The organism is Leucobacter sp. NPDC058333 (assembly GCF_042726155.1).
Taxonomy (GTDB): domain Bacteria; phylum Actinomycetota; class Actinomycetes; order Actinomycetales; family Microbacteriaceae; genus Leucobacter.
Map to the genome: position 1 here is coordinate 900799 of NZ_JBHXHV010000001.1, position 26732 is coordinate 927530.

Below are 26732 nucleotides of genomic sequence, written 5' to 3' on the forward strand. Positions count from 1 at the left end.
ATCTCGCGGCGTGCGAGTTCAACTTGACAGTACTGACCAGGGCGACATCTAAAGGGGTACCGCGTGGCGCGACGGAATGAGGCCGGGATCGAGAATCTCTCTGCCCGTCAGTCGTACCCTGAAGACCGCTTCGATCATGTGCGGCACACGGGCCGCGTCGGCGCTCATCGCGTCACGGCTCGCCCCCGCTACTTCTGGCAGTACCTGATTGCCGGTCTACTGGGCTTTGCGTTGCTCACTACGGTCGGCATCCTTGCGGTGCAGGGCATCGGAGGCACCGGCAAGCTGCCGCTCGCGCCATCGAGTACGAAGTCGGGTTCAGCTTCGCCGACCGCTACGGCCAAGCTCGACCCAGAAGCGACCATCGCGATCTTGAATGGTACGCCCACCGAGAACCTCGCGGCCGCGCTCGACAAGATCATCACTGACGAGCAGTGGGGCAAGATCGAATTCTCGGGGAGCGCAGCGACCACCGACGTCAAGATTTCTGCGGTGTTCTACTCCGATCCCGACGACGCCTCGGCCGCCGCTGGCCTCGCCGAGAAGCTCGGCGGCGTATCGACCTATACCTCGACCGACTACGAGTCGTACGGTGTGCGCCTCGTGGTGTTGCTGGGGGCCGACTACAAGGGCCCGGGTCTCGATGAGGCAGCGAAGATCAGCGAGGGCAACGCCGATAACGCGAGTAATGCAGAGGCTGACGGTGCCGCCGACGCCACGGCCACCGAGCCAGAGGTGAACCCGGAGACGGGTCGCCAGATCAACCCGGCGACGGGGCTCGACATCGATCCGGTCACGGGATGGGACATCGACGTCGCTACTGGGTTCCCGATCGATCCGGCAACCGGAGTGCCCACCGATCCCGCGACGATTCCGCCGGCAGATCCGGCTGCGGCCGACGCGACAGCCGCAGCGCAGTAGTTCGTTCGCCGTTCACTCCGCGTGTGCGCTAGTTCACTCTTGGTGTGCTCCGTTCCCTCCGTGTTCGCTCCGCGCGAGCAGACGCGCTTGCACTCCCCGGGGGAGAGTGCCAAAATGATTGTTAGCAGTCGATCCGACTGAGTGCTAAACATTCGTGCAATGGCGCCACGCGTCAGCACGATGCTCACCACATCGAAATCCTCCGGAGGGGCGAATTACATGGCAAAGATCATTGCGTTTAACGAGGAAGCGCGTCGTGGACTCGAACGGGGTCTGAACACGCTCGCTGACGCTGTGAAGGTGACGCTCGGCCCGCGCGGCCGCAACGTCGTACTGGAGAAGAAGTGGGGCGCACCCACGATCACCAACGACGGCGTCTCCATCGCCAAGGAAATTGAGCTCGACGACCCGTACGAGCGCATCGGCGCTGAACTCGTCAAGGAGGTCGCCAAGAAGACTGACGACGTCGCAGGCGACGGCACCACCACCGCGACCGTGCTCGCTCAGGCACTCGTGCGCGAGGGTCTGCGCAACGTCTCGGCCGGTAGCGATCCCATCGCAATCAAGAAGGGCATCGAGAAGGCTGTCGCAGCCGTCTCGGCGAAGCTCCTCGAGAACGCTCAGGAGATCGAGACCACCGATCAGATTGCGGCCACCGCCTCGATCTCGGCAGCTGACGAGCAGATCGGTCAGCTCATCGCCGAGGCCATCGACAAGGTTGGCAAGGAGGGCGTTGTCACCGTAGAGGAGTCGAACACCTTCGGCACCGAGCTTGAACTGACCGAGGGCATGCGCTTCGACAAGGGCTACCTGTCGGCATACTTCGTCACCGACGCTGACCGCCAGGAGGCCGTCTTCGAGGATCCCTACATCCTCATTGTCAACAGCAAGGTCTCGAACATCAAGGACCTGCTCCCCGTCGTTGACCCGGTGATCCAGTCGGGCAAGCAGCTGCTCATCCTCGCGGAAGACGTCGAGGGCGAGGCGCTCGCAACGCTCGTGCTGAACAAGATCCGCGGCATCTTCAAGTCGGCAGCCGTCAAGGCTCCGGGCTTCGGCGATCGTCGCAAGGCCATGCTGCAGGACATCGCGATCCTCACGGGCGGCCAGGTCATCTCGGAAGAGGTCGGCCTCAAGCTCGAGAACGCAACGCTCGACATGCTCGGCACCGCGCGCAAGGTCATCATCACCAAGGACGAGACCACCATCGTTCAGGGTGGCGGCGACGAAGAGGCCATCCAGGGCCGCGTCACGCAGATCCGTCGCGAGATCGACAACACCGACAGCGACTACGACCGTGAGAAGCTGCAGGAGCGCCTCGCGAAGCTCGCCGGTGGCGTCGCCGTCATCAAGGCTGGCGCAGCGACCGAGGTCGAGCTCAAGGAGCGCAAGCACCGCATCGAAGACGCAGTTCGCAACGCGAAGGCTGCTGTCGACGAGGGTGTGCTGCCCGGCGGTGGCGTCGCGCTTATCCAGGCTGGCAAGGACGTCTTCGACGCGCTCGAGCTCTCGGGCGACGAGGCAGTCGGCGCTCGCATCGTGCAGGTCGCCATCGAGGCTCCGCTGCGTCAGATCGCGCTCAACGCTGGCCTTGAGCCGGGCGTCGTCGCCGATCGCGTGGCAAACCTGCCGATCGGTCACGGCCTGAACGCCGCGACCGGCGAGTACGGCGATCTCGTGGCTCAGGGCATCCTGGACCCGGCAAAGGTCACCCGCTCGGCGCTGCAGAATGCAGCCTCGATCGCTGGTCTCTTCCTCACCACCGAGGCCGTCGTCGCCGACAAGCCGGAGCAGGCTTCGGCTGCTCCTGCCGGTGACCCGACCGGTGGCATGGACTTCTAAGTCCTCCTCCTCATGCAGGGGTCGCGCCTTCGGGCGCGGCCCCTGCATGCGTTTACGCGCCCGTGCGCCCGCGTATCCCCGCCCAGCCCGCCAGCCCGCGCGCCCCGCCCGTCCTCCCCGCCCGCCGGGCGCCCGGCGAGCGTACGCAGATGGTCGCTATTCGGGTGGGTTTGAGTCCATTTGCGTACGCTCGATGTATGTTTCCGTACGCGCGGGCTAGTAGGGGGACGAGAAGTGGCGGGTCAGAGGGCGGTCTAGGGTGCGAGGGCGTTCTTCGAGGAACTCGCACAGCGCTCGCCGAGTGCCTGGCAGTGCGTGTTCGTGGAAGTCTTCGTAATGCGTGCGTTTGACCTCGTACCCTTCTCGTCGCGCCAGATTGAGACGGGCCTCGTCTCGTAGATACTGCCTGCGATCGGTGCGGTGCTGCTCGCCGTCGTACTCGAGGATGCGTTGCTTCTGGCGGTCAATCGCATCGAACCGCCCGATCCAATTCCGGCGTGCGTCTCGGAGCACGCCCTGCAGCTCCAGCGTGTCGAGACCCATGCGGGCGAGCTCGAAGTGCTGCAGGCTCTCCATGCGTGATTCCGCACCGACCCGGGCGACGCGCAGCGCGGCGCGTAACCGCTGGATGCCTCGGCCACGCGACCGTGCCGCGCGGGCCGTGGGTTCTTCTGCTGTCGCCAGCGCGTACTTGCCACCGGGCGGGCCGCGCAGCTTCAGAAGATGATCTGTCGCGACCACGAGCTCCCGAAAACTGAGCAGCGCTGCCGACTGGATGAGCGCGGTGATCGGCGGAACGCACGCGAGTGGTTGCGCGGTCTCCGACACGTTCGCGTGGACCGCGGAAATCGGATCGGCGCATCGGTGTCCGTGGACGCCACGCCCGCGGGCAGCGCCGTGTGGATCCGGAATAGTGCAGTGGAGCTCAACTGGTGTGCGAATCGGAGCTCCGTACAGGTGTAGCGCGGTCGTATGGCTGAAACACTCGCCGGAAGCGACTCTGAGCAGTGGCGCGTACCCAGCAGCGAGCCTCACGATGCGTCCGCGCGTCGTGTACGTCGGGTGCGCCGTGTGCGTGTTCGGTGGCTGCGTGGACACCTGCCGGACGCCATGGAACGGTGCCTCGAACTGCGCGTGGCGCAGCGATCCACGGGAGACCCCTGCCGCAGGCCCGTTGCAACATCGAAGGGTGCTCGCTGAAGCGAGAACGGGATCGGAGCGGCGGTACGAGACATGTCTTCATCATCGGCGACTCGTGCCGACGGCATTTACTTATCCACAGCCCAACTTCCCCCGGGCGAACCCAAGCCCCCTGTGCACGACCCCCCGCCCTGACCAGCCCCGCCCCGCCCCGCACCCCTACCCCAGACGCGGCACCGGGACCGTGTCGTCCGAGGCCTCTGCGCGGGGGAGATCGACCCTGAACGTTGCTCCGCCACCGGGGGTCTCGTGGACACTGACCGACCCGCCGTGCGCGTCCACGATCGATTTGACGATAGCCAGGCCCAGTCCAGACCCGCCGGTCTCCCGGTTGCGAGAGGTGTCCGCGCGCCAGAAGCGACCGAAGATCTTCTCGCGAATTTGTTCGGGTACGCCCTCGCCGTGGTCAACGATCTCGAAGCGGGCGAATGGCTTCGCGCCCTCGCTCGCGGGGCTCGATACGACGAGCTCAATCGGCCCGCCGTCGGGCGTGTGTCGCATTGCGTTGCCGAGCAGGTTCGTCATCAGCTGACGCACCTTGTGTTCATCGCCGACGACCGCGGGCTCGGTCGGGTCGGGCACGACCGTCACCTCACGATCCGGGGCCTGCGCGCGCGCGTCGAGCGCGGCATCGGTCGCGAGCTTGTTGAGCGGCAGCGTGGCGATTGCGAGCGGGCGACGCTCGTCGAGCCTGGCGAGCGCCAGCAGATCCTCGACGAGCGAGGTCATGCGGATAGCTTCCTTCTCAATGCGCTCCATCGCCTGCGCGACGTTTTCTTCCTCTTGCAGCGCACCCATGCGGTACAGCTCGGCATAACCGCGCACCGAGACGAGCGGGGTGCGCAGTTCGTGGCTGGCATCGCCGATGAAGCGTCGCATGCGCTCAATCGTGCGGGACTGGTCTTCGAGGGACCCGTCGAGCCGGTCGAGCATGATGTTCAACGACTGTCCGAGGTGGCCGACCTCGGTGTGCGGGCTCGAGATCATGATGCGCTTGGAGTAGTCGCCGCGCGCGATCTCAAGCGCGGTCCGTTCGACCTCCGCGAGTGGCAGGAAGGTCGCGGTGACGAGCAGCCGCGTGAGGGCAGCGCCGAGCAAGATGACGGCGATCCCGAACCCAGTGAAGATGATGACGTACTGTGCGACCGTCTGCGTAACGAACGCGGTTGACGACGCGATGAGCAATGAACCGGCGGCCTGACCGTCCTGGTAGATCGGCTTCACGATCGCGTTCCACTTGATGCCGTCCCCAGCCCGCAAGCCAATGATCGACGAGCTGTACTGCGTCATCACATCGTCGAGCGAGATGCCCGTCACCTTCGGCAGCGTGTCGGGGTCTTGATCGCGCGTGTTGTCGCGAATCACCTTGCCGTCGGCGTCGAGCAGCGCCACGTAATAGCCGCTCGGCGCCTCGGTAATGTCTTCGGGAGTCAGCCCGTTGAAGTTCGCGTACGGACGCAGTGCCGGCGTCGGGTTCTCGCGCAGCCGCTCAAGCGCCTGCGTTTGGTTGCCGCTGAGCATCGGCTGCAGCACGGCGAGCGTACCGACGCCGGCCACGATGAGTCCGAGGAAGAGGATGAACACCGTGACACCGGTGATCTTCGCTCGGAGCGAGACGTCGGCCCAACGCTCGCTCCAGTTGGGCCGAGCCACGCTACTTGACTTCGGTCTTCAGCATGTATCCGAAACCGCGCTTGGTCTGAATCAGTGATTCTTCGGTCAGCGGATCCAGCTTGCGGCGCAGGTACGAGATGTACGACTCGACGATGCCGGCGTCGCCGTTGAAGTCGTACTCCCACACGTGGTCGAGGATCTGCGCTTTCGAGAGGACGCGGTTTGCGTTCTGCATGAGGTACCGCAGCAGTTTGAATTCGGTGGGGGAGAGCTCGACGGAGGCGCCCTGCACAGTGACCTCGTGCGTGTCCTGATCCATGGTGATGGGCCCGACGCTGAGCACCGAGTCCTCATCTTCCTGGATCGTGCGGCGCAGCACTGCCTTGATGCGGGCGATGATCTCGTCGAGGCTGAACGGCTTGGTGACGTAGTCGTCGCCGCCGACCGTGAGGCCCTCGACCTTGTCTTCCGTGTCGTCTTTCGCCGTGAGGAAGATAATCGGGGCCGTGTACCCGGCCGAGCGCAGGCGCTTCGTAACGCTGAAGCCGTTCATGTCGGGCAGCATGACGTCGAGCACGATGAGGTCGGGTTCCTCCTCGAGCACGGCAGAGATAGTTTGCGCGCCGTTGCCGACCGCGCGCACTCCGAACCCGGCGAAGCGCAAGCTCGTGCTGAGCAGCTCGCGGATGCTGGGTTCGTCGTCGACGATGAGAATCCGGGGTCCTTTTGGCTGAGTGTTCATGTTTCCCAGTCTCTGATCATTTGCTATGAAGTGGCTGGAAATGAGTGCGCCAAATTGCGAACTGTGTGAACTGCACGATTCGGGGCAGGATCAGGATCAGGATCGCGCGTCGTCTGCACGAGCGACCTCGTGCGCCCAGGGTGGGTTGGCGCCAGCGCGGGACGATGTGATGCCCGCCGCGTGCGCGGCGAAGCGCAGGGCCACCTCAACATCATGTGGCGCGGGTGCCGCACCCGCGAGCAGTGCGGGCGCAAGCGGCCCGTCGAGCGCCGCGGCGAGCAGCGCTGCCATGAACGAGTCTCCGGCGCCGACGGTGTCAACGACGGTCACGCGCTGCGCCGGGACTGCGAGCACGTCGTCAGAGGCACCGTCACCGATGCGCGCAATGCACCCCGCGGCGCCGCGGGTCATCACGGCGAGCGCCGCTCCGAGATCGAGCAATCGGCCGAGCACCTGCTCGGGAGCGAGCCCGGGGTACAGCCACGCAGCATCCTCGTCGCTCAGCTTGACGATGTGGCTGCGCGCCGCGAGGCGTTCGACCCGGTCGATCGTCGCATCGTGATCGGTCATCAGATCCGGCCGAATGTTGGGGTCGTAGCTCCGCAATCGAGCGCCGCCCGCCGCAAAAGCCGCTTCGACGGTGGCGCTCCCCGGCGCGAGCACCGCGCCGAGCGAACCCGTATGCACAAGTTCGATGCCGTCGAGCGACGTTTCGGGTAACGCGGAATCGAGCACGAAACGGTATTGAGCCTGTCCGGCGGCGTCGAGGGTGACCTCGGCGCGCGACGTCTCGGCACCGGCGACCTGTGGCGCGAACCCGACGTTCGACGCGGCGAGGTGCTCAGCGATCTGGGTGCCGTGCTCGTCGTCGCCGAATCGCGCGGCGAGAGTCGTCGGCACGCCGAGCCGGCTCAGGCCAACGGCCACGTTCATCGGCGAACCGCCCGGGTACGAGGCGCCGTCAATGACGTCGACGAGCGCCTCCCCAAAGACCAGGGCGCGCGCTGGTACACCCTCAACCCCAGCTGCGTGCTTCACAGTGCCGTGTATCCGCCGTCGATGACGATCGACTGAGCGGTGACGTAGGAGGAAGCATCGGAGGCCAGGAATGCAACGAGCCCGTGCAGATCGCTCGGATCGCCCATGCGGCCGATCGGGATGCGCGAGGTCCATTCGGCAGCGAGCTCGGGGTTACTCTCCGTGAACTGTTTCGTCATGTCAGAAAGGAAGTACCCGGGGGCGATGGCGTTCACGCGAATGCCGTCTCGTGCCCACTCCACGGCGAGCGACTTCGTCAGGTGATCGACCGCGGCCTTCGACGTGTTGTAGGCCGTCTGCTGCTGGGGCACATTGACAATCTTCGCGGACATCGAGGAGACGAGGATCGCCGAACCCCGCAGATCCGCGGCCAATAGGCGGCGCGCGAAAACCTGGGCGACGAAGAAGGTACCGTCCACGTTGATGGCCTGCAGGCGACGCCACTGGGCCGGATCAATATCGACGGCGGCCTCGAGGAGCGTGATCCCCGCCGCGGTGAGCAGCACCTGCGGGGTGCCGATCTCTGCAACGATTCGGTCGAACGCTGCGTTGATCTGATCCGGATCAGTGACGTCCGTGTGGATGCCAACGGCCCGTACGCCGAACCGCTCCGCGAGCTGCGCTGCAGTTGCGTCGACCTCGGGCAGCACGTCGAGCAGCGCCACATTGACGCCCTGCCCAGCGAGCGCCTCCGCGAGCGAGAAGCCGAGCCCGCGCCCGCCGCCCGTGACGACGGCCGTACGGCCCTGCAGATCTTCAAACTTCATGAATCGCTCCTTCGATGCGTGGCGTTGCGGGAGGCGTCCGCGAGCAGCGCCTGCGCGGTGCTCGCGTCGCAGGCGAGTGAGTGGATCAGCCCGCTGCGAAGCGCTGCGCGCACCGCGACGAACTTGAGTGGACCGCCGGCGACGGCGAACACGTGCGGAACGTTGCGCAACCCCTCGGCGTCGATGCCGATACTTTGCCCCACAGCATTCTCGACGACGCGGCCGTCAATGTCGAGCATCACGGCGCCGAGATCGGCCCGAACGCCAGCCGCGAGCAGGGATTCCCGGATCCCGAGCTGACCGGCCAGCATCGATACCTGCGAGTCCTCGGGGTTCCAACTCCCGACGCCGACGACCGCGGTAGTGACGTCGGGAAAGCGGGCGAATGTCTCTCTGGCCGCTGGCTCGTCGCGCAGCAGTGCGGCAGTCTCGGCGCTGCGAGTGAGCAGCGGTGACAGCAGCGCATACGGGCGGCCGCCCGTGACACGCGCGGCCGTGCGGACGAGCTCAACGCCGCTCTCTTGCAAGCCTGCGGCGACACCCTCGAGCTGTACGACGTCGACGGGCGGCAGCGTCTTGAACGCCATCACCATTTGCCTGAGCGTGCGCCCGGCGGCCAATCCGAGCACCTCGCCCGGCACGATCACCTCCTCGAGCAGTCGAGCCGCCGCTGCGCCGAGGCGCTGCTTCAGGGTCTCGTCTGCTCCGCTGGGCGCGTGTACAACAATTGCGTGTCGAAGTTGAAACGCCTCACGCAACTGAGCGGAGAGCCCGAGGTCCAGATCTTCGGGGGACGAGATCTCGAACCTCACGATCCCGCGCTCTCGCGCCTGCTCGAGTAGGCGAGCGACGGCGAACCGCGAAATACCGAGCTCATCTGCGATTTCAATGCGCGACAGCCCGTCCAAATAGTGCCGGGTGGCCACCAGCGCCATGCGGCGTTCGACTTCGCTCATGGGGCTCCTCCGTTGGGCGTGCGAGGTGTGACACACAGACTGTAGCACCGCTCATATGTGCAACCATGTTTCTCAGATGTTACAAGTCGTGATAGAAACCTATACGGGCCTCGAATGAGGTGCCCGGATGACGCGACGAGGATCCTCCGCTCGCCGTGGAGAGAGGTGAATGCAACATGAGTGACCAGCAGGCACACCTGCGCGATTCAGCGCCGCACGCGCCGGCCACCGGCACGCTGCTTGAGTGCGAGGGCATCATCAAGGGCTTCGGTGGGGTTCCGGTGCTCCGGGGCATCTCGCTCAGCCTCGAGGCCGGAACGATCACCGCGCTCGCCGGCGAAAACGGTGCTGGCAAGTCGACGCTGATGAAGATCGCGTCGGGCCAGTATCGCCCCGACGCCGGCACCGTCGAGGTGCAGGGCACGCCGCTTCCAGCCGGTAACGCGCAGGCAGCGCACCGCCTCGGCGTTGCGATCGTGCCGCAGGAACTCGCGTCGATCCTCGAACTTTCCGTGTATGAGAACCTGTTCATCGGCCGCGAGCTGCGCGGGCCGCTGGGGCTGCGCCGCGGCGCAATGATCGAGCAGGCGCGCGAACAGCTCGCAGTGTTCGGGCTCACGACTGACCCGCGCAAGCGGATGGGCGACCTGCCAGTGGGCATTCGCCAGATCATCGAGATCGTGAAGGCGACGAACACCGGTGCCAGCGTGATCCTCCTAGACGAGCCGTCGAGCGCGATCTCCGAGCGGGAGGTCGGTCGCCTCCTGGAGGTGATGGGGCTGCTCCGCGACCGCGGCGTTGCGCTGCTGTTCACGACGCACAAGATGGAAGAGATTCGCGCGATCGCGGATCGCGTCATCGTGCTGCGCGACGGCGAGCTCGTGCGCGATGAGCTGCTCGTCAACCTCACGGACGACGACATCGTGACCGCGATGATCGGGCGCGAACTTGAAGACCTCTTCCCTGAGCGTGGTGTGCCGAGCGACGAGGTGGTGCTCGAACTCGACGCGCTGCAGGTCGCTGGCGCGTCGGCCCCGATTTCGCTGCAGGTGCGGCGCGGCGAGATCGTTGGTCTCGCTGGCCTCGTCGGGGCTGGCCGTACCGAACTCATGGAGACAGTGTTCGGCGTGCGCCGCCCCGACGCTGGCGAAGTGCGCGTGCGCGGCACCCGGGTGAAGCCCGGCGAACCTGCCGCCGCCATCGTCGCAAAGATGGCGCTCGTGCCTGAAGACCGCAAGGGATCCGGAGCCGTGCTGCCGATGTCGGTGCTTGATAACGGCACGCTGCCCGGCCTCTCCCAGTTTTCGCTCGCCGGTTTTCTGCGTCAGCGCGCTCGCCGCGAGAAGGTCGGTGAGGTCATGGAGTCGGTGCGCCTGCGCAGCCGGGGCCTCGACCAGTCGCTGGAGACGCTCTCTGGAGGCAACCAGCAGAAGGTCGTGCTGGCCCGCTGGCTCACCGACGATGTCGACGTGCTGTTGCTCGACGAGCCCACCCGCGGCGTCGACGTCGGTGCCCGCAGCGAGATCTATCGCATCATCGTCGATCTTGCCGCGAGTGGCATGGCCGTGCTGATGGCCTCGAGCGATATGCCCGAGATCCTCAGTCTGTCGCACCGCGCGCTCGTGCTGCGCGACGGCGCGGTAGCGGGCGAACTCACCGCAGCAGACCTCTCTCGCGCAGAGGTGCAAGACCGAATCTTCCGCCTCGCGAGCGGACTTGAAGCCACGGAACCGGGCGCGACTGCAGTCGATGCTGCGGACGCTCCTCGAAAGGACGCATGACATGTCGAACCCGACAACAACTGAAGTGATGCGGACGGTGTCCGAGAGCGGCGACCTCCGCCGCTTCTCCGGCCTCTGGTTCCGCGAACTGGCGATTCGCTACGCGATGGTCATCGTGATGCTGCTCATCATCGCGTTCTTCCTGTACCGCAGCGCACGCTTCGGCACGGTCGACAACGTGACGACGATTCTTGTGGCGGCGGCGCCCTTCGCGCTCATTGCGCTCGGGCAGACGCTCGTGATTTTGACGGGCGGTATCGACCTGTCTGTTGGCAGCGTCATCGCGCTGAGCGCAATGGCCGCAGCGGTTACGGCGAAGGGGATGCCCGATCAACTGTGGCTCGCTCCCGTGGTTGCCGTCGGCGTCGGGTTCATCGCTGGCTCGGTGAACGGCTTCGTGGTGTCGGTCATGAAGGTGCCGCCATTCATCGCGACACTCGGCATGCTGACCCTCGCGAGCGGCCTGGCATTCGTGCTGGGCGATGGCGCTCCGATCAACGGGCTGCCGACCGAGTACGGTCAGTTCGCCAACACCCGCGTCTTCGGTCTTACTATCCCCGTCATTCTCATGATCCTCATGATCGTCGGCTTTGGCCTCATGATGCGTCGCACGAGCTACGGCCTGCGCGTCTACGCGGTCGGCGGTAACCCGCTCGCCGCTCAGATCGCGGGTGTCAAGACAGGCCGCGTGCTCTACAGCGTCTACGCGATCAGCGGTGCGCTCGCCGGGCTCTCGGGCATCATGCTCTCGTCGCGAGTGATCAGTGGTTCACCGAACCTCGGTCAGGGCTACGAGCTCGACGCCATCGCCGCAGTCGTCATCGGCGGCGCGAGCCTCATGGGCGGTCGCGGCACCGTCTGGGGTACGGCGCTCGGCCTGCTTTTGATCCAGACCCTGAACAACGGTCTCGACATCTTGACCGTGCCCGCGTACTGGCAGGACGTGATTAAGGGCGTGCTGATCGTGGCCGCCGTTGCCGTCGACGTGTGGGCCAGCAAGCGGCGACGATCTTGACGCAGCTTAACCGCAACTTCACCCGAACTTGACGCGGCGCCCCCGGGCAATGCGTCACCTCTCACCGCACCACTCATCACTGAAATGGAGTACCCCATGAAGTTCACCTCCCGAATGTCCCGCGGCTTCGCGGTCGTCGTGGCCGGCGCCGCAGCACTGTCGCTCGCGGCGTGTGGCGCGGGCGACCCTGCAGCGCAGCAGGATTCCAACGACAGCGGCAAGGAGCGCGTCACCATCGGTGTCAGCGTGTATGACATGTCTTCCTTCATCACTGAGGGCAAGGAAGGCATCGACCGCTACGCAAAAGACAACAACATCGAGATCCTGTGGAACGTCGCGAAGATGGACGTCTCGACGCAGGCGACGCAGGTCGACCAGTTCATTCAGGCTGGCGTCGACGCGATCATGGTCGTGCCGGTGCAGGCCGACACGCTGCAGCCGCAGGTTGCCGCTGCGAACGAGGCCGGCATTCCCTTCCTCGATGTCAACGCGACGCTGAACAACGACGAGGTCGCGGGCAGCGTGCAGCCCGACGACGTTGCCGCTGGTGCTCAGGAAGCCCAGATGATGATGGACGAGCTCGACGGCAAGGGCAACGTCGTTATTCTGCAGGGCCCCCTCGGTGGCTCGGGCGAGATCAACCGCGGTGCTGGCATCGACCAGGTTCTCAAGAAGAACCCCGACGTCAAGGTGCTCGCCAAGGACACGGCGAACTGGAGCCGCGACGAGGCCGTCAACAAGATGAAGAACTGGGTCTCGGCCTTCGGTGACGACATCGACGGTGTCATCTCGCAGAACGATGACATGGGTCTCGGCGCGAAGCAGGCGCTCCGCGAAGCAGGCATGGACGACGTTCCCGTCGTCGGCATTGACGGCATCGAAGACGGTCTGAACGCCGTCAAGAGCGGCGACTTCATCGGCACGTCGCTGCAGAACGGCACCGTGCAGCTCGCAACCGGCGTGGCTGTCGCCGCGGCGATCGCGCGCGACGAAGACGTCGAGAAGAACCTCGTCTACACGATGCCCCCCATCACCAAGGACAACGTTGATGACGCGCTCGGCCACGTCGTCACCGACCGTCCGGCATTCCTCGACGGACTCAGCGAGCTCATCGCTGAGAACCTGAAGACCGGGGATATCGCCTACGAGGGTCTGCCCGGCCAGGAGCAGTAACCCGCTGAACGGCGGCGGCGTACTCCCGGGCAGGGGAGGGGCCGCCGCCGTTACGCTTCGCGCGGACCCGCGAGCAGGGCGAGCGCGGAGGCGCGGTCCGTGACGAGCGTTGTTACGAAGCCAGCGCTGAGCACCGCCCGCAGGGCAGCGTGCTTTTCGGCACCGCCAGCCACGACCATGATTTCGGGCACGCGGCGCAGCTGATCGAAGGAGATCGCGATGGTGCGAGATTCGAGCGCGGGTACCCGCCCGCCCGTAGCGTCGAAGAGCGACGCCGCGATGTCCGCGCGCACCCCACTTGCAATGAGGCCTCCGGCTTCGTCAGCGGTAATCGAATCGGCGAGTTGCGACACGACCGGATTCCAACTTCCGACCGCCAGTACCGCGCGAGTCACCTCGCCCATACGCTCGAGCGTCTCGGCGACCCCGGTTTGCCGCCGCAGCATTGCTGCCGCTTCGCTGTCGGAGGCGATCAGCGGCACGTACAACGACGAGGGTGTACCACCGGAGATCGCACTCGCAGTGCGCACGAGGTCGCCAGCGGTTTCGCCGGGAGGGCCGGCAAGCCCCGTGAGCTGCACGACATCGCACTGCGGCAGCGCACGCAGGTGTTTCGGTATCGCCGCCAGTGTGCGGCCGCTCGCGAACCCCAGCACTTCACCCTCGCGCACACTGGTCTCGAGATACGCCGCCGCCTCGCGGCCGAGTGCATCGCGCAGGCCGTCGGCATCGACGCCGCTGTCTGGAAGCGTGACGCAGTGAACGTCTCTCAGCCCGTAGCGTCGCTGCAATTCGGCGACGTCGTCGCGGCCAAGCGCCTGCGGGGCACCGACACTGATGCGCAGCACACCGAACTCGCGGGCTTCACTGATGAGCCGTGCGACGCGGAAGCGAGACATGCCCGTGCGGGCGGCGAGTTCGACCATCGGCACGTCGTTGATGAAGTGCTCACGTGCGATGTGGGCCATCTCGACGAGCCGGTGCGGGCCGGGCTGCATAGGCGTCTCCTTTCGATGGGCAATCTTCTCACACGGAGCAGCCCCCGTGAAACGGAACACGAGCGGTGGTATTCGACCGCGCGAGGGTCGCTTCAGCTCTCCTCAGTCGATAGAATAAACGCAACAAATGAGAGACGGAGTTGAACATATGAGCGCAACGGTTGCGGATCTTGTGCAGCACGCTCGGGAGTCCATCCTGCGCGAGGCCGAGGCGCTGACAAATCTCGCCGCGCAGATCGACGACGATTTCGCCGAGGTCGTCGCCGCCGTGCAGCGCTGCACCGGCAAGGTTGTGACGACCGGTGCGGGTACCTCCGGCATCATGGCTGAGCGGCTCGCGCACCTACTGTCGGTGTCGGGCACGCCGTCGTTCTATCTCCCGTCACAGGACGCGTTGCACGGCGGTATGGGTGCCGTCACGCCGTCTGATCTTGTCATCGCGTTTTCAAAGGGCGGGCAGTCGGCTGAGCTGACGCAGCTGGTCGAGCGCCTCGTTGAGCGCGGCAGCGACGTGATCGCGGTCACTGAGCGCGCTGATTCACCGTTCGCGGTGGCGGCCACGCGCGTCGTCCACGTCACCACGGACCCCGCCGAGGCAGACGCGGGCGGGTTGATTGCACTCGGCAGCACGCTCGTCGCTGGAGCATGGGGCGACGCGCTCACCGTCACGCTGATGGGCCTCAACGGTTTCAGCTGGGAAGAGGTCGTCCAGATCCACCCGGCGGGCATTGTGGGGCAGCAGGAAGAGCTGCCCGAGGAGGTCTCGGCGCCAACAACGTCGTCACCATCGTCAGCACCCGCGTCAGCACGGGGCCAGGGAGGGCACGCATGATCCAGGTAGTTTGCGGCGTCGATACGTCGACGCAATCGTGCAAGGTCGAATTCTTCACGCTCGAAGACGGGCGCCGGATCGCGGGCGCGGCCGCCGCGCACCCGCCCGTCGCGCCGCCGCGCAGCGAACAGAATCCGCACGCTTGGTGGGACGCCTTTGTCAGCGCCTTCCGCGGAGCACTTGCACAGGCCGGCGACGTGAGCGTGCGCGCCATCTCGGTGGCGGGGCAGTGCCACGGCATGGTGCCGCTCGACGCAACGGGGGAGGTCATTCGTGACGCAAAGCTGTGGAACGACACGACGACCGATGCCGAATTACGCAGCCTGACCGAGCGCATCGGCGCCGAGCAATTGATCGCGACGACGGGCTCGCTGCCGACGGCCGCTTTCACGCTGAGCAAGGTGGCGTGGTTTGCACGAAACGAGCCCGAACAGTTTGCGCGCCTCGCGACGATCGTGCTTCCGCACGACTATCTGACGTACCGGCTCACCGGGGTGTTCGCGACCGATCGCTCGGAGGCCTCGGGCACGGGCTATTTCAACCCCGCGACGAATGCCTACCTGCTCGATCACCTCGCTCTCATTGACGATACGAAGAACTGGGCCGCCATGCTCCCCGAGGTGCTGGCCCCCGACGGTGTTGCGGGCATGACCACAGCCGGTGCGATGGCCCAGCTCGGGATCGCCGAGCCGGCGCTCGTGTCCGCGGGTGGCGGCGATCAGCACGCCTCTGCCCTCGGGCTCGGCATCGCCGAGGGTGACGCTGTCTTTGCATTCGGCACATCCGGTGTGGTGTTCTCGACTACCCCCGAGCCCGTGCGCGACCCGAGTGGGCTCGTGAACGGTGTCGCAAACCTCACCGGCGGGTTTCTGCCGCTCGTGTGCACGCTCAACGGCGCGAAAGTCATCGACACATTTGCCCGGCTCATGGGCACTGACCACGACGAGCTCTCAGCGCTCGCGCTGCAGGCGGGACACGACGGACCAGTGCTCGCTGCGTTCCTGGACGGCGAACGCACTCCGAACCGTCCGCTCGCCGCCGGTCTGCTGGCCGACCTGACGACCGAGACTACTCGCGAACAACTCGCGCGCGCGGCGTACGAGGGCGTGGTCTTTGGCCTCGTGGCCGGGCGTGAGCACTTCGAGCGTTGCGGTGTCGCGACCGACGGCGAAGTGATCGCTATCGGCGGCGCCGCTCGGTCAACCGCGACCCGGCAGATCTTGGCCGACGCGCTCGGCAAGCCCGTGCACCTCGTTGACGCCCCCGAGGCGGTGGCCCGCGGCGCGGCAGTACAGGCCGCGGCTGTGCTTGGCGGTGCGTCGATCATGGAGCTGGCGGAGGCGTGGAAGCCAGAGCGGCGCCTCGCCGCCGAGCCTCGGGGCAATTCGGCAGAACGGTTCGCGCGCTACGCCGAGGTCGCCGCCGTCGACACGCTCGACCGGAGTCGCGAGTGAACGCCGCTTGGGTGGAAGGTTTCGCCGAGGGCACTGTGTACGGCAGTCTCTATGCGGTCGCCCCCGCCGAACGCGACGCTGCGGCCGATCGGTTCGTCGCCACGGGGCTGCCGATTCATATTGACGTGATTCTGGATCGAGATGCCTCCGGCACCGGCCCGGCATTGAGTGGCTCGCTCGTGCACCGCGGAATCGACCCCGATGCGCTGTTGCGTCTCGGCGAGCGGCACCCCGATTCGCTGCTCGAGGTGCACCTCATCGTGATCGGTGGTGCTGGTGGCGCAGCTGCGGCCGCTGAAACCGTCCTCCGTGACGAGGTTGCCCGCGTGCTCAGCATCGCGGGCCGCATCGGTGTGCAGCGCGTCGCGCTGCCGGCGCACCTCGCCGCGGACACCTCGCTCACCGATGAATTTCGCGCTGACGGCGGTGACGTCTGGGCCGTGGTGGAGCCAGACGACGCGCTTCACGAACTCGATGCGCTCAGTGCGCCCAGCGGATCCGGTGCGATTACGGGCGCGCTCGTGATGCTGATCGAGCCGGGAACCAGCCAAGCAGCACGGCCAGAGCTGCTCGACCGAGTTGCCGAACTCGCCGAACTCGCGCCCGCATTACACGTGAGTGTTGACGGCGGTGTCGACGTCGCGATTGCGACCCGCGCGATCGAGCTTGGCGTACACCACGTCATCGTCGGTCGAGCGCTCTTTCCCGGCCTCGCCGACGGTGAGACAGCGCAACCCGAAATTGCACGATTTGAATACGCACGATCCGAATGAGCACGAGGAGAACAGCCATGACCACTCAAGCAATCCCGGAGCGGATGCGCGCCAGCGTGCTGCTCGGCGCGCGCGAACTCACCATAGAAGAACGCCCCGTACCCGCTCCGGCGGCCGATGAGGTGCTCGTGCGCGTGGGCGCGGTGGGCGTCTGCGGCTCCGACGTGCACTACTTCCGCGAGGGGCGCATCGGCGACTTCGTCGTCGAGGCTCCGCTCGTGCTGGGTCACGAGGTTGGAGGCGTGATTGTCGCAGCAGGCACCAATGTCGATCCGGCCCGCGTTGGTGCCCGTGTTGCAATCGAACCGCAGCGTCCCTGTGGCCGCTGCCGCGAGTGCCGTGTCGGCAAGTACAACCTCTGCCCCGACATGGAGTTCTTTGCGACGCCGCCGATCGACGGCGCATTCGCTGAGTTCGTGACGATCCAGTCGTCGTTCGCTCACGACATTCCCGACAACCTCACTGATGAGGCGGCGGCACTGCTCGAGCCCCTCTCGGTCGCGATCGCCTCGGTGCGTAAAGCCCGCATCGAGCCCGGCTCGACCGTGCTCATCGCGGGCGCGGGTCCGATCGGCATCATCACCGCGCAGACGGCGCGCGCGTTTGGTGCGGGTGAGGTCATCGTCTCCGACCTCGTCGAGGCTCGCCGTGAGCGCGCACTGCAGTACGGCGCGACGCGCGTGATCGATCCGCGCACCGTTGACCCCGCCGACCTCGACGTGCCGATCGACGCCTTCATCGACGCGAGCGGCGCTGCGCCGGCCGTACAGTCGGGCATCCGCGCCGTGCGCCCCGCGGGCGCAGCGGTGCTCGTTGGGCTCGGAAACTCCGAGATGACGCTCCCGGTCGAGGCGATTCAGAATCGCGAGATCACCGTCACCGGCATCTTCCGGTACACCGAGACCTGGCCCGTCGCGATCCAGCTCGTGGCGAGCGGCCAGGTCGACCTCGACTCCCTCGTCACCGGGCGGTTCGGGCTCGACGAGGTTGAACAGGCCCTCGAGAGCGACACGAACCCCGACAGCCTGAAGTCGGTCGTCTACCCGGGGCGCTAACAGCCCCGATAACCGCAATCTCACGCAGCATCCACACACGAAAAGGACATCGAACATGACAACGTTCAGCCTCGCAGGAAAGACCGCCCTCGTCACCGGCGGCAATCAGGGACTCGGCAAGGCGTTCGCCTTCGGGCTCGCCGAAGCTGGCGCGCGCGTGGCAATCGCCGGCCGCAGCGCCGAGCGCAACGCTCAGGTCGTCGCCGAGGCCGCCGAGCGCGGCTTCGAATTCGTAGCGATCACCGCTGACATCACGGACGATGCGCAGATCGCCGCAATGGTCGACGAGGCGAAGGCCGGGCTCGGTCAAATCGATGTCCTCGTGAACAACGCGGGCACCTGCTTCCACGGCGAATCGTGGAGCGTCACCGACGAACAGTGGGACGCGGTCTGGGATCTCAACGTGCGTGCACTCTGGAAGACCAGCATCGCAGTCGGCGAGCACATGCGCGAGATCGGCGGGGGCTCGCAGGTCAACATTGGCTCCATGTCGGGGCTCATCGTCAATCGGCCGCAGTGGCAGCCCGCGTACAACGCGTCGAAGGCCGCTGTGCACCACCTCACGAAGTCGCTCGCCGTTGAGTGGGCGCCGCTGGGCATCCGTGTGAACGCTGTCGCTCCGGGCTACGTCAAGACGGAGATGGCGCCGGTCGACAATCCAGAGTTCCAGCGATACTGGATCGAAGACGCACCGCAGCAGCGCTTCGCGCTTCCCGAAGAGATCGCGCCGAGCGTTGTCTTTCTCGCCAGCGACGCCGCCTCGTTCATCACCGGATCGGTGCTCGTCGCCGACGGCGGGTACACGGCCGTCTGATGAGTCACGTGCAGAGTGACGTGCGCCGCATTGTGGTGAACGCGGCCGATGACATTCGGGTCGAGCAGGTGGCGGCTCCGATTGCGGCACCAGGCGAGGTCGTTGTGAACTCGTCGATCGTGGGCATTTGCGGGTCAGACGTGCACGCCGCGCACGGGAGGCACCCGTTCATGTCGCTGCCGTTCTGGCCGGGGCACGAGGTCATTGGCGTGGTAGAGGCTGCTGGGGCAGACGCCCCGGCAGCGCTCGTCGGCCAGCGCGTCGTGATTGAACCGAACCTCGCATGCGGCGAGTGCACTCCGTGTCAGCGCGGGCGGTACAACATCTGCGCGACGCTCGACGTGTTTGGCTGCCAGACACCGGGTGGCATGACAGATCGCTTCGCGATCGCCGCCGACCGCGTGATCCCGCTGCCCGACGATTTGAGTGACCGCGAGGCCGCCCTCATCGAGCCCCTCGCCACGCCCGTACACGCCGTACGACGCGCGGGCGATCTGCGCGGTGCACGCGTCGTCGTGTTCGGGGCGGGCCCAATTGGCCTGTTCGTGACCATCGCCGCGCTGCACGCAGGCGCTGAGCGCGTCGTCGTGGCAGATTTGCTCGAGTCGAAGCGCGCCCGCGCCGAGCGACTGGGCGCGGCTGGCAGCTTCGATTCGAGCGCCCCCGATGCAGCCGAGGCGGCGCTACGCGAACTCGGCGGCAAGGCCGACGTGGTGTTCGACTGCGTGTCGCGCGAATCAACCGTGCACCTCGCGATCGAGATTCTCGAAAAGGGCGGCACCGTGATGACGGTCGGTGTGCCGGCTGGCCCGACGACGATCGACCTTGAGCTGATCCAGGATCGCGAGATCGCCCTGCTGGGCAACCTGATGTACGTGCGCCAGGACGTCGAAGCGGCTATCGCTCTGCTTCGCGAACGGCGTCTGCCGCTCGATGAGCTGATCACGGGCGTGTTCCCGCTTGACCAGGCGCAGCAGGCGTTCGATGCGTCGAACGACCCGGAGCAGGTCAAGGTACTGGTTCAGCTGTAACGCGGGCGGCCGGGCGGTGATGCACCGCCCGGCCGCTGCCAGCTACTACTGCGTGTCGCCAGACTGGGCGCGTCGCGCACCGGTCACCAAGCTGTGCGTGACCGGCAGCCGCGAGAACAGTGTTGCCTGCAGCGCGTGGTACAGATCTGGCTTGCCACTCCAGGTGCCGCTCGCGGGCGCTCCGTCGGCGTCGAGCTCGTGGATCCAGCTGCCGTCGCCCGTGATGTGGTGATCGGCTGCATACCGCCAGAACCGCTCGTACCACTCGGCGTACGAGGCGTCGCCGGTCACGCGGTACAGGGCCGTCGCGGCGCCGATTGCCTCGGCGATCACCCAGTGGAAGCGGTGGTCGTTCAAGATTCCGCCGCTCCAATCGGTGCTGAAGGCCAGGCCGCCGCGATCCTCGTCCCAGGCATCGGTGACCGCGCGTGAGAAGAGACTCTGCGCGGCGGGCAGAATCCACGCATCGGCATCGGCATCGGCATCGGCTGCGCTGCCGCCGACCGCGCCGTCGCGTCCGCGAAGCTCACGCTGCGCTGCCGCGAGCTGCACGAGCAGTCGCGCCCACTCAAGCCAGTGCCCGACGGTAGCTCCGTAGGGGCGAAACTGACTGTCGGGGGAGTCGGCACCGTACTCGAGGTGGGGGCGCCAGTCCGCGTGATAGTGCTCGGGGAGCCGCCAATCGTGAGCGGAAGCAACGTCGCGGATGAGGCGGCGCGCAATTGCCGTCGCCCGTTCGATGTGGCGGGCCTCGCCGTCGACCTCGAACGCGAGCAGCTGCGCCTCGACGAGGTGCATGTTCGGGTTCTGGCCGCGATACTCGTCGAGCTCCGTGAAGTCGCGATTCCAGGTGTCGGCGTACATCTCGACCCCGGCGTCCCAGAAGCGGTCGAGCACGGCGAGCGCGTCGGCGTACAGCTCGTCGGCGTCGAAGCCGGCGAGTCGCGCGGCAGCCGCGGCGAGCAGCACGAATGAGATGCCGTAGCTCTCCTTGGCATCGGAGTTCAGCGACGCGTCGTCGGCTTCGGCGATGCCGCGCCAGCCGCCGTACTCGGTGTCGCGGAGCGAACCGGATCGCAAGAATGTGAGTCCGTGCTCGACGCGCTCGGCTTGATCCGCGTAGCCCAGTAGGTGGCCAACGACGGCCGAGTAGGTATAGCGGCCATTGATCCACAGCTGCTTTCCGGCGCCCGGCACCGGGGCTCCCGCGTCATCGAGCCACGAGAATCCGCCGGCGGCATCGAGTGCCGGGGCCGAGAATGCCAACAGTCGGGTGGTCTGCTCTCCCAGCCAGTCGTGATGCTGCGTCGAATCAATTGCGAACTCGGTCATGCGATGCCTTTCACAATGGCACTGCGCCGGGGAGCGACGGACGATGCCGATGCCCCCCGGCGCAGTGCGGGTGCGGAAACTACCTCGTGCTTAGTTGAATTCCTGGACGATCTTCAACAGGCTCGGCACGTTCTTGTACGCGTCAGCCGCGTTCTCCTTCGTGACGATCACCGGGTCGAGCAGGTACGCCGGCACAACCTTCGAACCGTTGTCGTACTGGTCGGTGTCGTTGACATCGACCTCATCGCCGGCCTGCAGCTGACCGATCATCTTGATGGTCTGCTCGACGAGCAGTGCGGTGTCCTTGTTGATCGTCGAGTACTGCTTGCCCTCCATGATGGAGCGCACCGATTCGACCTCTGAATCCTGGCCGGTTACGACGGGGAGCGGCTTGCCAGCCTGCTCGACCGAGGTGAGCACGGCACGGGCGAGGGTGTCGTTCGGTGAGAGGACGCCGTCGAGTTCCTTGTCGCTGTATGCGGAGGTCAGGATCGTGTCCATGCGGCTCTGAGCGTTCTCAGCCTTCCAGCCGGCGGTCGCGGTCTGCTGAATCTTGGTCTGGTCCGATCCGACAACAAGCGTGCCGTCGTCGATCTTCGGCTGGAGCACGTCCATTGCGCCGTTGAAGAAGACCGCCGAGTTCGCGTCATCGGTCGAACCCGAGAACAGCTCGATGTTGTACGGAGCGTCGTGCTTTGAGCGAGCCTCGAGCCCGTCGAGCAGCGCCTGACCCTGCAGCTGGCCGACCTTGAAGTTGTCGAACGCGACGTAATAGTCGAGTGCGTCGGTGTTCTCGATGAGGCGGTCGTATGCGATGACGGTCGCGCCGGCATCCTTCGCTGCCTGCACCTGGGTGGCGAGCTGCTTGCCATCCTTCGCGCCGATGACGATCACCTTCGCGCCGCCGGTCACCATTGCCTGGATCTGGTTCTGCTGCTCGGCGACGGTGTTCGAGGCCGGCGCGTACTGCACGTCAGCCTTGTAGCCGGCCTTCTCGAGGCCGTCCTTGAAGAGCTTGCCCGCGAGCACCCAGTTTTCACTGGTCTTGTCCGGGAGCGCAACGCCAATGGTGGCACCCTTTTCGAAACCGGTCGATGCGGCCGATGAGTCGCTGCTTGAGCCACTCGAGTCTCCGCCGCGGTCCGAAGAGCAACCGGTGAGCGCCAGGGCGGCTGCGGCCAGCAGCGCGCCCGCGGAGAGGAGGATTCTCTTATTCATGGATTCCATTCACTTTCTGTGATCGTCGAACTCTCATCGCTGAGAGCCGGGTTCCTTCGTCGCGCTGTCGTCTGCGGCGGGAGGAGTTTGACCCGCTGCGGGCGATGCCGCCGGGGGAGCTGTGGGGGGAGTCGGCGTGGCCGTTGGCGGTGCGGGCGGTGCCGATTCCATGGCGCGGGCGCCGATGGGGGTGGTTTCAACTGAGCCGAACTCGCCGGGCGTCTTGCGGCGACTGAACAAGCCGATGATCGAGGGTCGTCCCTGCTGCTTGTTGTACGCATCGATACCGACGGCAACGAGCAACACAGCGCCCTTCACCATCTGGACCGTGTCTGCGCCAAAGCTCAGCAGCTGCATGCCGTTGTTGAGGAACGCCATCACGAGACCACCGATAATCGATCCGATGACGGTGCCGATGCCGCCCGAGACCGCGGCACCACCGATGAAGACTGCGGCGATCGCGTCGAGTTCCCAGCCGTTGCCGTCTTGCGGGCCGGAGGCCTGTGAGCGAGCGACGAAGATCATGCCCGCGACTGCAGCGAGCACCGACATGTTCATCATGACGAAGAAGTCGACGCGGCGATCTTTTACGCCAGAGAGCTTCGCGGCTTGACGGTTGCCGCCGACCGCGTAGATGTGGCGACCGAAGACGGTGTGGTTCGTGACGAAGGAGTACAGAATGACGAGCGCGAGCAAGATGATGCCCGAGACCGGGAAGCTCGTGCCGGGGCGGCCGCTGCCGAAGAGCAGTGCGGCACCCAAGATGACCGCGCAGAGCAGCGTGACCTTGACGACGCTCACCCAGAGCGGCGCGCGCTCAGAGCCCATCTTGCGCTGCTGGCGGCGCGTGCGCCATTCGAAGAAGATAAGCCATGCGGCGGCGAGTACGCCGAGTATCAGTGTCGGCACATTGAATGGAATCGGGATCGCGATCTCGGGCAGGTACCCGGCGCCGATCACCACGAACTCCTTGGGCACCGGTACCGAGATCGAGTCGCCGATCCACTGGTTCGCGCCGCGGAAGAAGAGCATGCCCGCGAGGGTCACAATAAACGCTGGCACGCCGACGTAGGCAACCCACAACCCCTGCCACGCGCCGACGACCGCGCCGAGCACGATGCCGAGAATGATGGCTGCCCACCACGGGAAGTTCCACTCCGCCATCGACTTCGCGACCACGATGCCGACGAACGCCGCCACCGAACCGACCGAAAGGTCGATGTGGCCCATGATGATGACCATCACCATGCCAATTGCGAGGATCAAGATGTAGGAGTACTGCTGCATCACGTTGATCACGTTGCCGGGGGAGAGCGTCAGCCCGTCCGAGAAGATCTGGAAGATCAAGATGATGGCGATGAGGCTGCCCAGAATGCCGAACTGCCTGAGCGTCGACTGCCCGCCGCCGAACATTCCGCGAATGTCGGAGAACCGGAAGCCGGGCTTCTCCGTGGTCTTCGAATCGGTCGTGGTCATGCGTGTGCCTTCTCGTTCAGCGACGTCATGCTGCGCATGAGCGTCTCGGGTGTCGCCTCTGCGGCGGGGATGCAATCGGTGATGCGGCCTTCGAACACGGTGTAGATGCGATCGCAGATGCCGAGCAGCTCAGGGAGCTCGCTCGAGATCACAACGACGCCCTTCCCCGCGTTCGCGAGCTCGTTGATGATCGAATAGATCTCGTACTTAGCGCCCACGTCAATGCCGCGCGTCGGCTCGTCAAGAATCAGCAGATCGGGGTCCGTGAACATCCACTTCGCCAGCACGACCTTCTGCTGGTTGCCACCGGAGAGGCTCGCGACGCCGTTGTTGACGTCTGGCGTCTTGATCCGCAGCGACTTCCGGTAGCGCTCGGCGACGATTCGCTCCTCGCGCGCGTCGACCATCCAGCGGTGAGTAATTTTTGACAGCTTCGCCGCGACCACTGAGCGCTTGATTGAGTCGAGCAGGTTGAGGCCGAGCGTCTTGCGATCCTCGCTCACATACGCAATGCCGTGGCGGATCGCGGCCGGTACGTCCGACACCACGATTTCTTCGCCGTCCTTCACGATGGTGCCCGAGATGAAGCGGCCGTAGGAGCGCCCGAACACGCTCATCGCGAGCTCGGTGCGCCCGGCCCCCATGAGGCCAGCAATGCCGACGACCTCACCGCGGCGCACGTCAAAGCTTGAGCCCTTCACGACGTAGCGCTCGGGAACCGTCGGGTGCTGCACGACCCAGTCGCGCACCTCGAAGAAGACCTCGCCCGGGTTCGGGGTGCGGTCGGGGTAGCGGTTCTCAAGCGAGCGGCCAACCATGCCGTGAATGATGCGATCTTCGTTGATCGTGCCGTGCTGCACGTCGAGGGTCTCGACGACCCGGCCGTCCCTGATGATGGTGATGTCGTCGGCGATCTGCTCGATCTCGTTCAACTTGTGGCTGATGATGATCGAGGCGATACCGCGGTCCTTCAGGTCCCGGATCAGGCCGAGCAAGTGCTCGGAGTCCGTGTCGTTGAGCGCCGCCGTCGGCTCATCGAGAATGAGTAGCCGCACGTTCTTATTCAGCGCCTTCGCGATCTCGATCAGCTGTTGCTTGCCGACACCGAGGGTCTTGATCGGGGTGTCGGGATCCTCGCGCAGCCCGACGCGGTCAAGCAGTTCGACGGTGCGGAGGCGGGCGGCCTGCCAATCGATGCTGAGACCGCGGCGCAGTTCATTGCCGAGGAAGATGTTCTCGGTGATCGAGAGCTCGGGGATGAGCGCGAGCTCCTGATGGATGATGACGATGCCGGCTTCTTCGCTCGCGCGAATGTCGCGGAATCGCATTTCCTGACCCTCGACCACGATGTCGCCCGTGTAGGTGCCGTGGGGATAGACGCCCGAGAGCACCTTCATGAGTGTCGACTTGCCGGCACCGTTCTCGCCGCAGATCGCGTGAATTGTCGCGGGTCGCACGGTGAGCGAGACGTTCGAGAGCGCCTTGACGCCCGGGAAAACCTTCGTGATGTCGTGCATTTGGAGCACGGGGGCCGGATCGGGCCTCGTCGTCTCAGTATCCACTCGCTTGACCTCGCTGTCGTGTTTCTTTGCTGCTCGTGTGACCGTTCACATCGTGGATGATGTTACTCCGCGTGTCAAGACGTTGTGAGCTGATTACAGAATCGTTACCGACGTGTTGCGAGTGTCGTTGTCGATTCCCGCACGATGAGCTCGGGTCGCAGCACGTCGAACTCGGGAGCGTCGTGTCGTTCGATCGCCGCGAGCAGGTGCGCAATGGCGCGGCGACCGAGCTCTGCGAAGTCCACGCGCACCGTCGACAGGGTCGGCCACATGTGTGCCGCGATCGGAATATCATCAAAGCCGATCACGCAGACATCTTCGGGGACCCGCACGCCCGCGTCGCGGAAACCGTGCATCAAGCCGATCGCCATCAGATCATTCGCCGCGAACACCGCGGTGAAGTCGCGGCGCGAGGAGAGCTCGCGCCCCGCGAAGTGCCCGAAGTCAGCCGTCCAGTCACCGCGGATCGGCGGGATAGTCGAGAGATCCGCCTCGAACATGGCGTCGAGATAGCCGCGCATGCGCGATTCGGCCTCGATCCAATCCTGGGGGCCCGCGAGGTGAAGGATGTCTTGGTGCCCAAGCTCGACGAGGTGCTCGACGGCCATTTGGGCGCCCAGGCGCTGGTCTGACGCGATGCTCTCGGCCGTGCCGCCAGCAGCCGTGTGCAGGCTGACCACCGGGATCTTCAGACCCAACCCGCCGATCACGTTGAACACGCGTACCTGAGGGGCAAGCACGATGATGCCAGCGACCTGCTCGTGTTCGAGCTGGCGCACGGCCTCGCCGATCGCTTCGGGCGTGGCGTCGGGCAGATTCAGGGTACTGATGGAAAAGCCGCGATCACGCGCGACCTGCTCGATAGCGACGATCGCCGAAGTTGTGCCGTATTCGCCAACGGTTGCCGACAAGATTCCGAGCACGTTGGTGCGCGACGACGCGAGCGCGCGTGCCGCTTGATTCGGGCGATAATTGAGCGATTGGATCGCCGACAGCACCCGTTGTCGGGTGTCGTCTCGGATGCTCGGAGAGTCATTCAGCACCCGCGAAACGGTCTGATACGAAACGGATGCGAGGCGCGCGACGTCACGGATGCTGGCAGGCTTGGCCCGCGCTTCTCCGTCTCCGGACATCAGGG

Annotated in this window: 23 protein-coding genes; 11 read left to right on the forward strand and 12 right to left on the reverse strand. The window is 65.7% G+C overall.

The annotated features are described in order from the left end of the window. Window positions 1-63: 63 nt before the first annotated feature. Together ACFWHR_RS04155 and groL are read left to right on the forward strand one after the other, a co-directional pair. Window positions 64-921, forward strand: a complete 858-nt coding sequence (locus tag ACFWHR_RS04155) for a LytR C-terminal domain-containing protein (protein WP_382447007.1) — start codon at window positions 64-66, stop codon at window positions 919-921. Between the two features lie 219 nt (window positions 922-1140). Further along, window positions 1141-2763 (forward strand): chaperonin GroEL, encoded by a 1623-nt coding sequence (gene groL, locus ACFWHR_RS04160; RefSeq protein WP_382447008.1) that lies wholly within the window; start codon window positions 1141-1143, stop codon window positions 2761-2763. 216 nt (window positions 2764-2979) lie between these two features. On the opposite strand, the gene ACFWHR_RS04165 is transcribed toward groL, so the two are convergent. The 6 genes from ACFWHR_RS04165 to ACFWHR_RS04190 all read right to left on the reverse strand — a co-directional run bounded on the left by ACFWHR_RS04165 (window position 2980) and on the right by ACFWHR_RS04190 (window position 9080). Then, window positions 2980-3861 carry a hypothetical protein gene (locus tag ACFWHR_RS04165; RefSeq protein ID WP_382447009.1) on the reverse strand — a complete coding sequence of 294 codons (882 nt, stop codon included), beginning with the start codon at window positions 3859-3861 and terminating at the stop codon, window positions 2980-2982. Window positions 3862-4122: 261 nt separating this feature from the next. Further along, window positions 4123-5616, reverse strand: a complete 1494-nt coding sequence (locus tag ACFWHR_RS04170) for a sensor histidine kinase (RefSeq protein ID WP_382447010.1) — start codon at window positions 5614-5616, stop codon at window positions 4123-4125. Between the two features lies 1 nt (window position 5617). Beyond that, on the reverse strand, window positions 5618-6319 hold the full coding sequence (locus ACFWHR_RS04175) for a response regulator transcription factor (protein ID WP_010156155.1): 702 nt from the start codon (window positions 6317-6319) through the stop codon (window positions 5618-5620). Window positions 6320-6415: 96 nt separating this feature from the next. Further along, window positions 6416-7357: a carbohydrate kinase gene (locus tag ACFWHR_RS04180; protein ID WP_382447011.1), complete on the reverse strand. Its 942-nt coding sequence runs from the start codon at window positions 7355-7357 to the stop codon at window positions 6416-6418. Beyond that, window positions 7354-8124 carry an SDR family oxidoreductase gene (locus ACFWHR_RS04185; RefSeq protein WP_382447012.1) on the reverse strand — a complete coding sequence of 257 codons (771 nt, stop codon included), beginning with the start codon at window positions 8122-8124 and terminating at the stop codon, window positions 7354-7356. The genes ACFWHR_RS04180 and ACFWHR_RS04185 overlap by 4 nt, the downstream gene beginning before the upstream one ends. Next, window positions 8121-9080, reverse strand: a complete 960-nt coding sequence (locus ACFWHR_RS04190) for a sugar-binding transcriptional regulator (protein ID WP_382447013.1) — start codon at window positions 9078-9080, stop codon at window positions 8121-8123. The genes ACFWHR_RS04185 and ACFWHR_RS04190 overlap by 4 nt, the downstream gene beginning before the upstream one ends. A 176-nt stretch (window positions 9081-9256) precedes the next feature. Between ACFWHR_RS04190 and ACFWHR_RS04195 the strand changes: the two genes are divergently transcribed. The 3 genes from ACFWHR_RS04195 (at window position 9257) to ACFWHR_RS04205 (ending at window position 13049) form a co-directional block, all read left to right on the forward strand. Then, entirely contained in the window at window positions 9257-10861 is a 1605-nt protein-coding gene (locus ACFWHR_RS04195) for a sugar ABC transporter ATP-binding protein (RefSeq protein WP_382447014.1), read from the forward strand. Window position 10862: 1 nt separating this feature from the next. Then, complete coding sequence (locus ACFWHR_RS04200) at window positions 10863-11876, forward strand: ABC transporter permease (protein ID WP_382447015.1); 1014 nt, start codon at window positions 10863-10865, stop codon at window positions 11874-11876. 96 nt (window positions 11877-11972) lie between these two features. Beyond that, window positions 11973-13049, forward strand: coding sequence for a substrate-binding domain-containing protein (locus ACFWHR_RS04205; protein ID WP_382447016.1), 1077 nt, complete (start codon window positions 11973-11975; stop codon window positions 13047-13049). Between the two features lie 50 nt (window positions 13050-13099). Here the strand turns inward: ACFWHR_RS04205 and ACFWHR_RS04210 are convergent, their stop codons facing one another. Then, window positions 13100-14047, reverse strand: a complete 948-nt coding sequence (locus tag ACFWHR_RS04210) for a sugar-binding transcriptional regulator (RefSeq protein ID WP_382447017.1) — start codon at window positions 14045-14047, stop codon at window positions 13100-13102. A 148-nt stretch (window positions 14048-14195) separates the two neighbouring features. On the opposite strand from ACFWHR_RS04210, the gene ACFWHR_RS04215 reads away from it, so the two are divergent. Genes ACFWHR_RS04215 through ACFWHR_RS04240 form a run of 6 tightly spaced genes read left to right on the forward strand, consistent with a single transcriptional unit; the run spans window position 14196 to window position 20006 of the window. Continuing rightward, on the forward strand, window positions 14196-14879 hold the full coding sequence (locus ACFWHR_RS04215) for an SIS domain-containing protein (protein ID WP_382447018.1): 684 nt from the start codon (window positions 14196-14198) through the stop codon (window positions 14877-14879). Then, window positions 14876-16333, forward strand: a complete 1458-nt coding sequence (gene xylB, locus ACFWHR_RS04220) for a xylulokinase (RefSeq protein WP_382447019.1) — start codon at window positions 14876-14878, stop codon at window positions 16331-16333. The genes ACFWHR_RS04215 and xylB overlap by 4 nt, the downstream gene beginning before the upstream one ends. Continuing rightward, entirely contained in the window at window positions 16330-17106 is a 777-nt protein-coding gene (locus ACFWHR_RS04225) for a hypothetical protein (protein ID WP_382447020.1), read from the forward strand. The genes xylB and ACFWHR_RS04225 overlap by 4 nt, the downstream gene beginning before the upstream one ends. Window positions 17107-17123: 17 nt before the next feature. Beyond that, window positions 17124-18161 carry an NAD(P)-dependent alcohol dehydrogenase gene (locus ACFWHR_RS04230; protein ID WP_382447021.1) on the forward strand — a complete coding sequence of 346 codons (1038 nt, stop codon included), beginning with the start codon at window positions 17124-17126 and terminating at the stop codon, window positions 18159-18161. 55 nt (window positions 18162-18216) lie between these two features. Further along, window positions 18217-18975, forward strand: a complete 759-nt coding sequence (locus ACFWHR_RS04235; RefSeq protein WP_382447022.1) for an SDR family NAD(P)-dependent oxidoreductase — start codon at window positions 18217-18219, stop codon at window positions 18973-18975. Continuing rightward, complete coding sequence (locus tag ACFWHR_RS04240; RefSeq protein WP_382447023.1) at window positions 18975-20006, forward strand: zinc-binding dehydrogenase; 1032 nt, start codon at window positions 18975-18977, stop codon at window positions 20004-20006. Before ACFWHR_RS04235 ends, ACFWHR_RS04240 begins: the two co-directional genes overlap by 1 nt. A 45-nt stretch (window positions 20007-20051) precedes the next feature. Here the strand turns inward: ACFWHR_RS04240 and ACFWHR_RS04245 are convergent, their stop codons facing one another. The 5 genes from ACFWHR_RS04245 to ACFWHR_RS04265 all read right to left on the reverse strand — a co-directional run bounded on the left by ACFWHR_RS04245 (window position 20052) and on the right by ACFWHR_RS04265 (window position 26727). Then, entirely contained in the window at window positions 20052-21338 is a 1287-nt protein-coding gene (locus ACFWHR_RS04245) for an AGE family epimerase/isomerase (RefSeq protein WP_382447024.1), read from the reverse strand. Window positions 21339-21428: 90 nt separating this feature from the next. Continuing rightward, window positions 21429-22556, reverse strand: coding sequence for a substrate-binding domain-containing protein (locus ACFWHR_RS04250; RefSeq protein WP_382447025.1), 1128 nt, complete (start codon window positions 22554-22556; stop codon window positions 21429-21431). A gap of 33 nt (window positions 22557-22589) precedes the next feature. Next, on the reverse strand, window positions 22590-24032 hold the full coding sequence (gene mmsB, locus ACFWHR_RS04255; RefSeq protein ID WP_382447026.1) for a multiple monosaccharide ABC transporter permease: 1443 nt from the start codon (window positions 24030-24032) through the stop codon (window positions 22590-22592). After that, window positions 24029-25549 (reverse strand): multiple monosaccharide ABC transporter ATP-binding protein, encoded by a 1521-nt coding sequence (gene mmsA / locus ACFWHR_RS04260; protein WP_382447753.1) that lies wholly within the window; start codon window positions 25547-25549, stop codon window positions 24029-24031. The genes mmsB and mmsA overlap by 4 nt, the downstream gene beginning before the upstream one ends. Window positions 25550-25698: 149 nt before the next feature. Beyond that, entirely contained in the window at window positions 25699-26727 is a 1029-nt protein-coding gene (locus tag ACFWHR_RS04265; protein ID WP_382447027.1) for a LacI family DNA-binding transcriptional regulator, read from the reverse strand. Window positions 26728-26732: the final 5 nt, after the last annotated feature.